Source organism: Burkholderia sp. MS389 (genome assembly GCF_016899425.1).
Lineage (GTDB): Bacteria > Pseudomonadota > Gammaproteobacteria > Burkholderiales > Burkholderiaceae > Burkholderia > Burkholderia sola.
Window position 1 is genome coordinate 1,405,139 of sequence record NZ_CP045995.1, and the last position, 14,552, is coordinate 1,419,690.

The following is a 14,552-nucleotide window of genomic DNA, read 5'->3' on the forward strand; positions in this document are numbered from 1 at the left end:
CACTGCCGTCACCGTCGCTCCCGCAACGAAAAAACGGGCGGCCCGTTTCCGGAACCGCCCGCTTCGCGTGGTGCGCGTCGAACGCTAGCGCATCACGCCGCCAGCAACCCGTGCGGGTCGATGACGAATTTGCGCGGCGCGCCGCCGTCGAACTTCTTGTAGCCTTCCGGCGCCTGGTCGAGCGAGATCACTTCGACGTTGACGATCTTCGCGATCGGCAGCCGGTCGAACAGGATCGCCTGCATCAGGTTGCGGTTGTACTTCAGCACCGGCGTCTGGCCCGTGAAGAACGAATGCGACTTCGCCCAGCCGAGGCCGAAGCGGATGCTCAGGCTGCCGTGCTGCGCGGCCTTGTCCTTCGCGCCCGGATCGTCCGTCACGTACAGGCCCGGGATGCCGATCGCGCCGGCCGGGCGCGTGATTTCCATCAGCGAGTTCAGTACCGTCGCGGGCGCTTCCTCCGAATGGCCCGACGAGCCGTGGCCGTGCGCCTCGAAGCCGACGCAGTCGACCGCGCAATCGATCTCGGGCACGCCGAGAATCTGCTCGATCTGCTCGCCGAGCGACGCGTCCTTCGACAGGTCGACCGTCTCGAAGCCCATCGCCCGCGCATGCGCGAGGCGTTCCGCGTTCATGTCGCCGACGATCGTCACGGCCGCGCCGAGCAGGCGCGCCGAGGCGGCCGCCGCCATCCCGACCGGGCCCGCGCCCGCGATGTAGACCGTCGAGCCGGGCTTCACGCCCGCGCTCACCGCACCGTGATAACCGGTCGGCAGAATGTCGGACAGGCAGGTCAGGTCGCGGATCTTCGCCATCGCCTGGTCGCGATCCGGGAATTTCAGCAGGTTGAAATCGGCATACGGCACGAGCACGTACTCGGCCTGGCCGCCGATCCAGCCGCCCATGTCGACATAGCCGTACGCGCCGCCCGCACGCGACGGATTCACGTTCAGGCACACGCCCGTATGCGTGTCCTTGCACATCGCGCAGCGGCCGCACGCAACGTTGAACGGCACCGACACGAGATCGCCGAGCTTCAGCGTCTCGACGTCGCGGCCCACTTCGACCACTTCGCCGGTGATCTCGTGACCGAGCACGAGGCCGACCGGCGCGGTCGTCCGGCCGCGCACCATGTGCTGGTCGGAGCCGCAGATGTTCGTGCTGACCACTTTCAGGATTACGCCGTGGCCGATCGCGCGGCCGCTCGGGTCGACCATCTTCGGATAATCGATTTTCTGGACTTCGACCTGGCCCGGCCCAAGATAGACGACACCTCGATTGCTGCTCATCGTATTGTCTCCATGTCTCGTTGGATGGCGCCGCGGCGCGCCGGCGCCATGCGGCGCACGCGCAACGTGCTGTTCGAGAGTAGTCCGGGAGGCAGGGGCGCCGATGTCTCAAACGCGACATGCGTTTGATCGGCGCCGACATCGACGGCGGAAATACGAAAGTCGGGCGGGAATCTACCGGGCGCGAGACACACAGGGGCCGGACCGGCCGTTGCTGCCGGCCGCGCCCCGACCGGCAGCCGCTACCCGCCCTGATTCTCGCGGATGATCGCGGCGGCGGCCGCTTCCGCGTCGCCCGCGACGCCGTCGTGCACGCGCGTGCTGACGGCCGGCGTCGGCGGCTCGCTGTCGAGCGCGTGGCCGTTGCGGTCGTGCGTGTCGACCGTCGCGCGCATCGACAGCCCGACGCGCAGCGGATGCGCGGCGAGATCGCGCGGATCGAGCGCGATCACGACCGGCACGCGCTGCACGACCTTGATCCAGTTGCCGGCCGCGTTCTGCGACGGCAGCATCGAGAACGCGCTGCCCGTGCCGGCCGAGAAGCCCTGCACGCGGCCGCGATAGGCGATGCGCGAGCCGTAGAGATCCGACACGACCTCGACCGGCTGCCCGACGCGCATGTGGCGGATCTGCCCTTCCTTGAAATTCGCGTCGACCCACAGCCGGTTGAGCTGCACGATCGACATCAGCGGCACGCCGGGCCCGACCTGCTGGCCGACCTGCACCGAGCGCTGCCCGATCGTGCCGTCGACGGGCGCGACGATCGTCGTGCGCTTCAGGTTTCGGTACGCGAGCTTGAACTGCGCGGCCGCCTGCATGACGGCCGGGCTTTCGTCGACGGGCAGCTTGCTGCCGAGCGCGCGCGCCGCATCGAGCTGTGCCTGCGCGGCCGCGAGGTTCGCCTGCGCGCCGGCCACCGCCGCGCGCGCCCGCGCCAGTTCTTCCGGCGCGACGATCTCGACCGATGCGCCCGAACGCGCGGCGAGCGCGCGCTGCGCGAGCGACAGGTCGGCTCGCCGCGCATTCACGGCCTCGACGTACATCGTGTTCGAAATCCTCGCGTTCGCGACCTGGCGCACGGCCTGCGCGAGCTGCGCCTTCGCCTGCGCGAACGCGACGGACGCCTCGGTGTCGTCGAGCTTCACGAGCGTCTGCCCCGCGCGCACGGCCTGCGTGTCGGCAACCACCACGTCGGTCACCGCGCCCGGGATCTGCGCGGCGACCTGAACGATGCTGCCCGCGACGTATGCGTCGTCGGTGTCTTCGTAGTACCGGTCGCTCAACAGCCAGTACGCGATCCACGCAATCGCGGCCAGCAGCACGATCGCGAAGAACACGGTGAAGCGCTTGCGGCGCGTCGCGCGGCGCGCGTCGAGGGCCGGATCGTTCAGCGCGGCCGGCGGCGCGGCGGAATGAAGGTTGTCGTGGTGCATCAGTCGCTTTGCGTAACGATCAGACGATCGTGCTGGAAGACGGGAATCGCGGGCGTCGACGCCGAGCCCGGCATCGGGCTCGCCGAGGCCGTGCGCGCGAGAACGGGCGTGCTGCGCGGCATCGCGTCGGGGCGGGAGGCACCGACCGTGGACGGGCGCGCGGGGTCGTCGCGTCGGACGGATTCGGGCGCGGACGCGGCCCGCGTCGTGGCAGCGGCCGGCGACATTGCCGTGCGCCCCGCTTGCGAGTCGTTCGACGGGCCCGCCACCGCAGCCCGGTTCGCGGCCATGGCAACGGCCGCCCCGCGCCGGGCCGCCCCGCTACGCGCCCGCTGCACGGCCGACGCCTGCGCCTGCGCGACCGTTGCGCCCGCATCGAACCCGCCGCCCAGCGCGCCGATCAACCCGACGCGCAATGTCCGCTGCTTGCCGAGCAGCGCGATCATCTGCGCGCGCTCGTCGATCAGCGTGAGATCCGCGACATCGACGTCCTTCTGCATCAGCACGCCGCGTCGATGCCGATCGGTCGCGATCTGCACGATCTTCTGCGCGGCCGCGACCGCATCCTGCTGCTGCGCGACGAGCGTCTGCGACGTCTGCAGCGACGTGACGAGCTGCGCGACCTGCCCGAGCGCGTCGTCGACGGTCTTGTTGTACAGCCCGATCGCGACGTCGGCCTGCGCGACGTCCGCGCCGAGCTTCGCCTTCAGCCGGCCGCGGTCGAAGATCGGCAGCGAGATCGCGGGGCCGACGGAGCCCGCGAGCGAATCGCGCGAGAACAGCGACGCGGGCGTCAACGCGAACACGCCGCCGAGCGCGACGAGGTTCACGTCCGGATAGAACTGCGCACGCGTCGAGTCGGCATTCGCGAACGCGGCCTCGACCCGCAGCCGCGCGGCGACGATATCGGGCCGGCGGCCCAGCAGGTCGGCCGGCAGCCGGGCGGGCACCGCGCCGCCCGCGAACGCGCCGACGCGCGGCCGCTGCAGCGCGAGCCCGCGCTCCGGGCCACGGCCCGACAGCACGCCGAGTTGCAGTTGCGCGAGCTTGATCTGCTCGTCGTTCAACGCGATCTGCTCGAGCAGTCGACTGCGCTTGATCGACGCGTCGCTCGCATCGTACGCGTTGTCGAGGCCGCGCGCGGTACGCTCGCGCAGCACCGCCGTCACGCGCTGGCTGATCTTCAGCTTCTGCTGCAACAGGTCGCGCACCGCGTACGCCTGGTCGAGCTGGCAATACACGGTGACGATCGCGACGGCGAGCGTGAGCCGTACCTGTTCGGCCTCGACGCCGGCCGCGTCGCGCAGCGACATCAGGCTCTTCGTCGCCGCGCGGTTCTTGCCCCACAGGTCGAGCTGGTAGTTCAGCCCGACGAAGATCGACGACGGCGATACGTTCGGATCGCCGAAGATCTGCACCGGCACGCGATAGCCGCCGGCCGTGACGTCGGCGATGTCACCGGGTTTCGGCATCCGTGCCCGGCTGATCGTCGCGCCGGCCGTGCCGGTCAAACCGGTCAGCGAATCGAACTGCTGAAGCTGCGCCTGCGCGATCCGCAGCCGCGCCTGTGCGACCTGCAGATCGGGGCTGTGCTGCGACGCCTCCGCGACCAGGTCGTCGAGCTGCGGGTCCTGCAGCTGCTTCACCCAGTCGGGCGCCGGCCACGCGCCGTTCGCGCCGGGGCCGGCCGTCCGTGCGAGCGCATCGTCGGCCGGCGCGCGCAGCGACAGCGACGGCAGGAAGCCCGACGGCACACATCCGCCCAACGCGAACAGCATGGCCGCCGCCGCGACCATCGAGCCGCCCTTCGCGCCACGCGCCGAACCTGCCGCTTTCGTCGAACGCCGCATCGTCACCCCTGCCGAACGCGCTGCGCCCGCGCAGCCAGACGCGGCCGCGTGCGCTCGAGCGGGCCGAGCCGGCCGAACAGGCCGTCCGCGACGCCGAACAGGATGCCGGCCAGCTTCGCGCGCTTGTCGCGCTCGACCAGCGCGATCTGCACGACCTGCCACAGGGTCAGCAGGTTCGGCACGAGCGCCACCGGAAAACGCAGCCCGTACTGCATCCCGAGCTGCACCGCATTGCGCGCGCTGTAGTAGCGCCGTTGCCACGAGTGATTCATCGACGTCATTTCAAAAGGGCCGATCGCGTGCCGCTGCTTTGCGCCGATCCGATGCGTCAGCACCAGCGACGGCACGACATAGAGCGGCACGTTGCGCGACAGCGCGCGGAAGCTGTATTCGGTATCAACGTGATCGATGAACAACGTTTCGTCGAAACGGCCGAGCACGTCGAACGCGTCGCGCGACACGACGCAGCCCGACGAAATCAGGAACGCGCAGCGCTGCATCGGCGTGCCCGGGTCGATGTGCAGGCGGCGCACGCCGATGCCGTTCGTCGCGAGTTCGGGCAGGAAGCTGCGTGCGTTCTCGTCGAAGATGCGCGGGCCGGCCAGGAACGCACGCCCGGCAAGCCCCGCGCAGACGTCGCGCATCGTCGGAAAATAGGCAGCCGGCACCGACGAATCCTGGTCGAACAGCGCGACCGCGTCGATGCGGTCGCGAAACAGCGCCGCGAGCCCCGCGTTGTACGCGCCCGCGATGCCGCCGCGATTGCCGTGATGCAGCAGCGCGATGCCTTCGCGTGTGCACAGTTCACGGGCCCGCGCATCGGGCTGCGGCGTGTTGTCGACGACGAGCAGCACGTCGCACGCGTGCCGCCATCCGCGCAACGCGTCGAGCTGCGCGTCGCTCGGGTGATACAGGATCACGAGTGCGCCGAGTGTCGTCATGGTCTGCTCCTCAATGTCCGAACGATGCGGCCGCGCCGCGTTTCGGCCGCGTCAGCCACATCATCGCGGCGAGTGCGACACACGTCATGCTCGCCATCCAGAACATGTCGTTGGTCGCCATCATGTAGGCCTGCTGCATCACGACGTGATGCAGCGTCGTCAGCTCGCGCACGCCGTCCACGCCCATCGCGTTCAGCGCATGCACGAAGCGTTGCGTGTTCGCCGACGCGTGCGTGACCGATTGCGACACGACGTCGTAGTGATAGGTCGCGCGGTTGTCCCACAGCGTCACGCTCATCGCGGTGCCGAACGCGGCCGACAGCGTGCGCAGGAAATTCGACAGACTCGACGCGGCGGCGAGCCGGTCGTCCGGAATGCGCGACAGCGTCGCGGCGGTCAGCGGAATGAAGAAGCACGGCAGCCCGATCCCCTGGATCAGCCCGGGTGCGGCGATCTGCGCGAACGTCATCTTCAGCGTGAAATGGGCGTCCCAGGCGAGCACGGCCGCGAACACGAGGAAGCCGAACGTCGCGAGCACGCGCGCGTCGAAGCGGTGCGCATGCAGCCCGACGAGGATCGAGAATACGAGCGCGAGCACGCCGAGCGACGCGGTCGCGAGCCCCGCATGAAACGCGTTGTAGCCCATCACGGCCTGCATCCACAGCGGGAACACCACGCCGACCACGGAGAAACTCATCATCCCGAGCGAGATGATCAGCACGCAGAACGAGAACGTGCGGTCGCGAAACAGGCTCAGATCGACCACCGGATGCGCTTCGCCTGCTTCCCAGATCAGCAGCGACACGATCGCGAGCGCCGCGACCACCGCGAGCGTGACGATCAGCGGCGAATCGAACCAGCCGCGGTCGTGGCCGAGATCGAGCATCGCCTGCAGCGAGCCGACGCCGATCACGAGCAGCACGATGCCCGGCACGTCGATCGGACCGGCCGCGCCGCGCTGCGCGTCGGGGCGCAGCATCGCGGTGCACACCGCGAACGAGAACAGCCCGATCGGCAAATTGATCAGGAAGATCCACGGCCACGAGAAGTTGTCGACGATCCACCCGCCGACCACCGGCCCGAAGATCGGCGCGAGCAGCACCGTCATCGCCCACAGCGCGAGCGCGATCGTGCGTTGGGTTGGAGGAAAGGTGCGCAGCAGGATCGTCTGCGACAGCGGCACCATCGGCCCCGAGCACAACCCCTGCAGCGCGCGGCAGATCACGAGCACGTGCAAGTCGCGCGCGAGCCCGCACAGCAGCGACGTCAGCGTAAACAGCAGCACCGCGCCGACGAACAGCCGCAACTCGCCGACGCGGCGCGCAAGCCAGCCGGTGAGCGGCACCGCGATCGCGGCCGCGACCGAATACGAGCTGATCACCCACGTGCCCTGGCTGTTCGACACGCCGAGACTGCCGGAGATCGCCGGCACCGCGACGTTGGTCACGGTCGAGTCGAGCACTTCGATGAAGGTCGCGAGCGACAGCGCGAACGTCAGCAGCGCGAGCCGGATGCCGCGCACCGGCTGCGCGGCGGGCACCGGCACCGGCACCGGCGCCGACACGTCGAGCGCGGACGGCGCGACGGGCCCGTCGTGCAGCGGCGATGCGGTGCTCATGTGCCGGCCACCGCGATATCGGCCCGCGCGGCCACCCGCCCGCGCTTCGGCACGAAGCGTTCGATGAAATCGGCGGCCGCGCCGCAGCCGTCCGGCGCGGCCGCGAGCAGCGCACGCGTACGCGCCGCATGCACCGCGAACGCGGGTTCGTCGAGCACGCGCGCGAGCGCCGCGCCGAGCCGCGCGCCGTCGAGCGGCCCGTCGACCCGCACGCCGCAACCGTTCGCGACGACGCGTTGCGCGTTGTCGAACTGATCGTGCGCGAACGGCGTGACGACCTGCACGATCCCGGCTTCGCACGCGAGCGCCGCCGTGCCGATCCCGCCGTGATGCACGAGCGCGCGGCAACGCGGCAGCAGCGTGCGCATCGGCACGAAGCGGCGCACGAGCAGCCGGTCGCCATCCTGCGCCGCATCGTGCGGCGTCAGCAGGATGCCGCGCGCGCCGGTCGCGCGCAGCGCGTCCGCCACCGCACGCGCATACGCCGCGTGATCGACGAGGGTCGAACCGGCCGTGAACACGACCGGGGCTTCGCCTGCCGCGAGAAACGCATCGAGTGCCCCATCATCGTCGGAGGTCGAAATATCGTTGAACAGCGGAAAACCGCTTTGCAGATGGTTCGACGGCCAGTCCGGCTGCGGCGGCGCGAACCACTGGGGAAACAGGCACAGCACGCCGTCGGTCGAATGCAGCCAGCGGCCGAGCACGCGCCGCGCGGGCGCGAGCCCGAGTTCGCGGCGCACCGCGTCGAGCGCCGGGCCGCACACGCGGTCAAGCACCTGCCGCTCGATCAGCGTCATCAGCGCCGACTTCACCGGCAACGGCCAGCGCGCCGGAATCGTCAGGCGCGGATGAGTCGGCGGCGCATGCGCGGACAGCAGCGTCGACGGCGATACCTGCACCGACACGTACGGCGTGCCGTGCAATTCCTGCATGAAGCGCGCGGAGAACGCCCATAGCGTGCCGACCAGCACCGTGTCGGCATCGGTCAGCGCGCGCAGCGCGTCGTAATGCGGGCGCAGCGTCGGCGCGATCACCTGCCACAGCGTGCGGAACGACGTACGCGGATCCCACAGCGCGGGGTTCGCCATCGCCGCGTCGTAGTCGGCCGCGGTGCCGACCGGCACGAACGCGAACCCGCAGCGGCGCACGGCCGCCTCGAACGGCGCGTGCGTGCAGAACACGACGTCGTGACCGCGCGCGGCGAGCGTGCGCGCGACGCCGAGCAACGGATGCACGTCGCCCGCCGAACCGATCGCGGTCACGATCATCTTCGCCATCGCGCGCCTCGCGGGGGTCAGTAGAAGCCGGGGATCAGCGCCGCGACCTCGCGGCGGTACTGCGCATAGGCCGGCCCGAAATACCCGGTCAGCCAGCTCTCCTCGACGCGCACCTTGTACGCAAGCGACGCGAACACGAGCAGCACGCCGAGCGCGCCGCGCCATTCGCCGCCGATCAGCGCGGCGCCGACCAGCGCGATCAGGCAGCCGGTGTAGATCGGGTGACGTACGAACGCATACGGCCCCGTGCGCACGAGTTCGTGGTCTTCCTTCAGCGTGACCGACACGCTCCAGTTCGTGCCGAGATGCAGCCGCGCCCATACCGAGAACAGCAGGCCGGCCACCAGCACCGCGAGCCCGCACTGCGCCTGCAGGCCGAAGCGCTGCCAGTCGGGCGCGAGCGCCTGCCACGACGGATCGGGCAGGATGATCAGCGCGCCGCCGACGATCAGCGGAATCGACTGGAGCGTGCGCGAGCGCGATGCCTCCTTGCGTACGGTCGTCTTGACGCGCTGCGACGTGGCGATCCAGTAAGCGAGCCACGCGGCCCACGGAACGACGATGGCGATGGTCTGAACGATATTCACGGCTGGCCTGCCTCGTTGGGATGGGAATTCGGATGCGCGGGACGTGCCCGCTGCTCGACGGACGGCGTCACGACGACAGCGCGTGCATCGGCGCGGGCACGCATGCGTGCGCGGCGGCACGTGCGATGCCGGCCGCGGCGGGCGCTTCGCCGCAGAAGAAATCGAGCAGCGCGGTACGGGTGGCTTCGCGCTGCGCGCGGCCTTCGATGTCGAGGAAATGGCCTGCGTCGGGCACCGTCGCGAACCGTGCGCGCGCCACATGCGCGCCAAGCTGCCGCACGTCGGCCGGCGTCGTATATTCGTCGCGCTCGCCGTTCAGGAACAGCAGTTCGCAGCCGATGTTCGAGAACTCGCTGAAGTAGCGCTCGGGCTGCAGCGACAGGATCTGGTCGACGTGGAACGCGACCTGGTCCTGCTCGTCGCGCGGCAGGCGCGTGAGATAGCGGTAGTTGTACAGCTTCATGATGCGCGGCAGATAGCGGCCGACCGTGTCGTTGAGCAGCTGCGCGGCCTTCAGGTTCTCGCCGGCCGCGATGTGGTCGCGGGCCCGCGTCACGTAGTCGATCATCGCGTCGTTCAGGAACGGCGAGAACGAACAGATCGCCGCGCGCCGCACGCTCGGGCAGCCGCGCGCGAGCGCGAACAGCGACGCGACGCCGCCCCACGACACCGACACGAGGAACGCCGGCGCGAAGTGTTCGACCAGGTACTGGAGGATCGCGGCTTCGTCGTCCTTGGTCAGGATCGAGCAGCCGGGGTTGTGCTGGCGCGACTGCCCCGCATACGGCAGGTCGAAGCAGATCGTGTTGATCCGCTCGCCGAGATACTGGACGGTCTGGCCGAACGACGCCGTCGTCGCGAGCGCGCCGTTGACGAGCATCGCCGTGTCGAAGGCCGGATCGAACACGTTCCGTTCGACATAAACCTTCAGACCATTCGGCAGCGGGACCACGTGTTTTTCGGTCGGCATCGTCGTTCTCCGGTGAATGCGGCGTCTCGACGTCGCGGCATGCTGCAGCTGCGCAATGGCTGACGTCGGGCCCGTGCGCGATCGATGGACGCGCCGATTGCCGACGCACCGCGGCAATTGCCGGCGGCGCCATTCATTCCTCGTGGTGCGGCGCCATACTAATACGGTCGATATTGCTCACTCAAGTCATTCCAAAAATCCCTCTACTCGGCCCGGAAATCCGCCAGATTCAAATTTATTTGTCGATTTCTATGGTATGCAGAATCTCAAAAAAGACGATGGCAATCGTTTGCGAGCAATCCTCTTCAGCGTTAAAAAAACCATACTTATTCATTAATATCAATGAGTTATGAAGTTTAAATCGGCGGATTAAAACGGTTTCCGCAAAACCACCCACCTTCACCATCCGATTTTACGATTTCATATCGTGAATAATTTTTCAGATTTCGACATTCTTTCCATTTGTAATGAAATCGAGCATGGAAACGGTCCTCCGAATTGCATCATGTTTTCACGAATCGTTTTAAACAGATTCAAACTTAATTAACCTTCTTTCAACTCGTTTTTCCGCACCTGCACACGGCTCCGGCGGCGGCGATCCTTCCCGTTTGGAACGCAGCCCGCCGTTCGGCCCCGATTTTTTGTTGATTGAACGATCAATAAAAAACCGCTAAGCTCTCGACTTCCATGGACGGCCCGCCCGGGCGAAGGGAGTCGCGATGCCGAAAGTCGGAATGCGGGAGATACGCCGCGCGCAGTTGATCGACGCCACGCTGCGCTCGATCGACGAAGCGGGCCTGCCCGGCACGACGCTCGCATCGGTCGCGCAACGCGCGAACATCTCGACGGGCATCGTCAGCCATTACTTCGGCGACAAGGACGGCCTGCTCGAAGCGACGATGCGGCACGTACTGCGCGACCTGTGGTCGGCCACCACGCGCCGCCGCGTCGCCGCACGAAAAGACCCGCGTTCGCGGTTGCGCGCGGTCGTCGCCGCGAACTTCGACGTCACGCAGGTGAGCGCGCCCGTGATGAAGACGTGGCTCGCGTTCTGGTCGCAGAGCATGCACGACCCGATGCTCAAGCGCCTGCAGCACGTGAACACGCGGCGCCTGCATTCGAACCTGTGCGCCGAATTCGCGAAGGCGTTGCCGCTCGCGAAGGCGCGCGAAGCCGCCAGCGGCCTCGCCGCGCTGATCGACGGCCTGTGGCTGCGCGGCGCACTCGCCGGCGGCCCGATCGACACCCGAGCTGCTTTGAAGCTCGCCCACGATTACATCGACCTGCTGCTCGCGTCCGACTGACGCGCGACGCAGTCGCCCTCAAGGAGATCCTCATGTCCGTATACGGTTTGCAGCGCCTCTACATCGGCGGCGGTTACGTCGATGCCACCAGCGGCAAGACTTTCGACACCTTCGATCCCGCCACCGGCGAACTGCTTGCGCAGGTGCAGCAGGCGAGCGCGGCCGACGTCGACCGCGCCGTTGCGTCCGCGCAGGAAGGCCAGCGCGAATGGGCCGCGATGACCGCGATGCAGCGCTCGCGCATCCTGCGCCGCGCGGTCGACCTGCTGCGCGAGCGCAACGACGAACTCGCAGCGATCGAAACGCGCGACACCGGCAAGCCGATCGGCGAGACGCTCGCGGTCGACATCGTCACCGGCGCGGACGTGATCGAGTACTACGCGGGCCTCGCGACTGCGATCGAAGGGCTGCAGGTGCCGCTGCGTGCCGAGTCGTTCGTCTACACGCGCCGCGAGCCGCTCGGCGTGTGCGCGGGCATCGGCGCGTGGAACTACCCGATCCAGATCGCGTGCTGGAAGACCGCGCCCGCGCTCGCGGCCGGCAACGCGATGGTGTTCAAGCCGAGCGAAGTCACGCCGCTGACCGCGCTCAAGCTCGCGGAAATCTATACGGAAGCCGGCGTGCCGGCCGGCGTGTTCAACGTCGTGCAGGGCGACGGCTCGGTCGGCGCGCTGCTCACCGGCCATCCGGACATCGCGAAGGTGTCGTTCACCGGCGGCGTCGAAACCGGCAAGAAGGTGATGTCGCTCGCCGGCGCATCGTCGCTGAAGGAAGTGACGATGGAACTCGGCGGCAAGTCGCCGCTGATCGTGTTCGACGATGCGGATCTCGATCGCGCGGCCGACATCGCGGTCACCGCCAACTTCTTCAGCTCGGGCCAGGTCTGCACGAACGGCACGCGCGTGTTCGTGCACCGCTCGATCAAGGACATGTTCACGCAGAAGGTGCTCGAACGCGTGAAGCGCATCCGCGTCGGCAAGCCGACCGATGCCGACACCAACTTCGGCCCGCTCGTCTCCGCCGCGCAACTCGACAAGGTGCTCGGCTTCATCGAGAGCGGCAAGGCCGAAGGCGCGAAGCTGCTCGCGGGCGGCACGCGCCTGACCGACGGCCACTTCGCGAACGGTCAGTACGTCGCGCCGACCGTGTTCGGCGATTGCCGCGACGACATGAAGATCGTGCGCGAGGAAATCTTCGGGCCGGTGATGAGCATCCTCGATTTCGAATCGGAGGACGAAGTGATCGCGCGTGCGAACGACACGCACTACGGGCTCGCGGCCGGCGTCGTGACCGAGAACCTGTCGCGCGCGCACCGCACGATCCATCGCCTCGAAGCCGGCATCTGCTGGATCAACACGTGGGGCGAATCGCCGGCCGAAATGCCGGTTGGCGGATACAAGCAATCCGGTGTCGGGCGCGAGAACGGCATCACGACGCTCGAGCACTACACTCGAATCAAGTCGGTGCAGGTCGAGCTCGGCCGCTACAACCCGGTGTTCTAAGACAAGGAGATCCGTCATGACGACACGCGAATACGATTACATCATCTGCGGCGCGGGTTCCGCGGGCAACGTGCTCGCAACGCGCCTGACGGAAGATCCGGACGTCACGGTGCTGCTGCTCGAAGCGGGCGGTCCCGACTACCGCTTCGACTTCCGCACGCAGATGCCGGCCGCCCTCGCCTATCCGCTGCAGGGCCGCCGCTACAACTGGGCGTACGAAACCGATCCCGAGCCGCACATGGACAACCGCCGGATGGAGTGCGGGCGCGGCAAGGGGCTCGGCGGCTCGTCGCTGATCAACGGGATGTGCTACATCCGCGGCAACGCGCTCGACTACGACAACTGGTCGACGCACAAGGGCCTCGAGAACTGGACGTATCTCGACTGCCTGCCGTACTTCAAGAAAGCCGAGACGCGCGACGTCGGCCCGAACGACTATCACGGCGGCAGCGGCCCCGTGTCGGTCACGACCAGCAAGCCGGGCGCGAACCCGCTGTTCGAGGCGATGGTCGACGCGGGCGTGCAGGCCGGCTATCCGCGCACCGACGACCTGAACGGCTATCAGCAGGAAGGCTTCGGCCCGATGGATCGCACCGTCACGCCGAAGGGCCGCCGTGCGAGCACCGCGCGCGGCTATCTGGATCAGGCGAAGGTGCGGCCGAACCTCGAGATCGTCACGCACGCGCTCGCCGATCGCATCCTGTTCGACGGCAAGCGCGCGTCGGGCGTCACGTACCTGCGCGGCAGCGAGCGCGCGACCGCGCATGCGCGCCGCGAAGTGCTCGTGTGCAGCGGCGCGATCGCGTCGCCGCAACTGCTGCAGCGCTCGGGCGTCGGCCCCGGCGCATGGCTGAAGGCACTCGACATTCCGGTCGTGCTAGACCTGCCCGGCGTCGGCCAGAACCTGCAGGACCACCTGGAGATGTACATCCAGTACGAGTGCAAGGAGCCGGTGTCGCTGTACCCGGCGCTCAAGTGGTGGAACCAGCCGAAGATCGGCCTCGAATGGATGCTGAACGGCACGGGCCTCGGCGCGAGCAACCACTTCGAAGCGGGCGGCTTCATCCGCACGCGCGACGACGACCTGTGGCCGAACATCCAGTATCACTTCCTGCCGGTGGCGATCAACTACAACGGCTCGAACGCGATCGAGATGCACGGCTTCCAGGCGCACGTCGGCTCGATGCGCTCGCCGAGCCGCGGCCGCGTGAAGCTGCGCTCGCGCGACCCGAACGACCATCCGAGCATCCTGTTCAACTACATGGCCGAAGCGCTCGACTGGCGCGAGTTCCGCGATGCGATCCGCGCGACGCGCGAGATCATGCGGCAGCCGGCGCTCGACCGCTATCGCGGCCGCGAGCTGAATCCGGGCGCCGATTGCAAGAGCGACAAGGAACTCGACGCGTTCGTGCGCGCCCGCGCGGAAACCGCGTTCCATCCGTCGTGCTCGTGCAAGATGGGTTACGACGACATGGCGGTGGTCGACGAGGAAGGCCGCGTGCACGGGCTCGACGGGCTGCGTGTCGTCGATGCGTCGATCATGCCGATCATCACGACCGGCAACCTGAACGCGCCGACGATCATGATCGCCGAGAAGATCGCCGACAAGATCCGCGGCCGCACGCCGCTCGCGCGTGTCGACGTGCCGTACTTCGTCGCGAACGGCGCACCGGCGCGCAACGTCGCGAAGGCCGTGCGGCAGCCCGAGACGGTCTGACGAAGGCGGCCGCCCGCACCGGGCGCCGCGATACCACTCCTGCGGCTCGCGGCGTTCTCGC

The 14,552-nt window shown here is 68.2% G+C and carries 11 protein-coding genes; 3 read left to right on the top strand and 8 right to left on the bottom strand.

Going from position 1 to position 14,552, the window contains the following annotated elements; translation table 11 throughout:
* Window positions 1-92 precede the first annotated feature (92 nt).
* The 8 genes from fdhA to GJG85_RS22730 all read right to left on the bottom strand — a co-directional run bounded on the left by fdhA (window position 93) and on the right by GJG85_RS22730 (window position 9,968).
* Window positions 93-1,289 (bottom strand): formaldehyde dehydrogenase, glutathione-independent, encoded by a 1,197-nt coding sequence (fdhA, locus tag GJG85_RS22695; RefSeq protein ID WP_011547090.1) that lies wholly within the window; start codon window positions 1,287-1,289, stop codon window positions 93-95.
* Window positions 1,290-1,531: 242 nt separating this feature from the next.
* Entirely contained in the window at window positions 1,532-2,722 is a 1,191-nt protein-coding gene (locus GJG85_RS22700; RefSeq protein ID WP_050012289.1) for an efflux RND transporter periplasmic adaptor subunit, read from the bottom strand.
* The gene (locus tag GJG85_RS22705; protein WP_050012288.1) at window positions 2,722-4,572 is read right to left on the bottom strand and encodes an efflux transporter outer membrane subunit; all 1,851 of its coding nucleotides are present in this window, start codon (window positions 4,570-4,572) and stop codon (window positions 2,722-2,724) included. Before GJG85_RS22705 ends, GJG85_RS22700 begins: the two co-directional genes overlap by 1 nt.
* Window positions 4,573-4,574: 2 nt before the next feature.
* Window positions 4,575-5,513 (bottom strand): glycosyltransferase family 2 protein, encoded by a 939-nt coding sequence (locus tag GJG85_RS22710; protein ID WP_124631567.1) that lies wholly within the window; start codon window positions 5,511-5,513, stop codon window positions 4,575-4,577.
* Between the two features lie 10 nt (window positions 5,514-5,523).
* Window positions 5,524-7,131, bottom strand: coding sequence for a DHA2 family efflux MFS transporter permease subunit (locus tag GJG85_RS22715; RefSeq protein ID WP_089489642.1), 1,608 nt, complete (start codon window positions 7,129-7,131; stop codon window positions 5,524-5,526).
* Complete coding sequence (locus GJG85_RS22720; protein WP_089489643.1) at window positions 7,128-8,411, bottom strand: nucleotide disphospho-sugar-binding domain-containing protein; 1,284 nt, start codon at window positions 8,409-8,411, stop codon at window positions 7,128-7,130. Before GJG85_RS22720 ends, GJG85_RS22715 begins: the two co-directional genes overlap by 4 nt.
* 17 nt (window positions 8,412-8,428) lie before the next feature.
* Window positions 8,429-8,998 (bottom strand): isoprenylcysteine carboxylmethyltransferase family protein, encoded by a 570-nt coding sequence (locus GJG85_RS22725; protein ID WP_050012284.1) that lies wholly within the window; start codon window positions 8,996-8,998, stop codon window positions 8,429-8,431.
* A gap of 67 nt (window positions 8,999-9,065) precedes the next feature.
* Complete coding sequence (locus GJG85_RS22730; protein WP_050012283.1) at window positions 9,066-9,968, bottom strand: alpha/beta hydrolase; 903 nt, start codon at window positions 9,966-9,968, stop codon at window positions 9,066-9,068.
* A 719-nt stretch (window positions 9,969-10,687) separates the two neighbouring features.
* Here GJG85_RS22730 and betI point away from each other — a divergent pair.
* Genes betI through betA form a run of 3 tightly spaced genes read left to right on the top strand, consistent with a single transcriptional unit; the run spans window position 10,688 to window position 14,491 of the window.
* Window positions 10,688-11,272, top strand: coding sequence for a transcriptional regulator BetI (gene betI / locus GJG85_RS22735; RefSeq protein WP_050012282.1), 585 nt, complete (start codon window positions 10,688-10,690; stop codon window positions 11,270-11,272).
* Between the two features lie 32 nt (window positions 11,273-11,304).
* Window positions 11,305-12,774 (top strand): betaine-aldehyde dehydrogenase, encoded by a 1,470-nt coding sequence (gene betB / locus GJG85_RS22740; RefSeq protein WP_050012281.1) that lies wholly within the window; start codon window positions 11,305-11,307, stop codon window positions 12,772-12,774.
* 16 nt (window positions 12,775-12,790) lie between these two features.
* Window positions 12,791-14,491: a choline dehydrogenase gene (betA, locus tag GJG85_RS22745; RefSeq protein ID WP_050012280.1), complete on the top strand. Its 1,701-nt coding sequence runs from the start codon at window positions 12,791-12,793 to the stop codon at window positions 14,489-14,491.
* The last annotated feature ends 61 nt before the right edge of the window (window positions 14,492-14,552 follow it).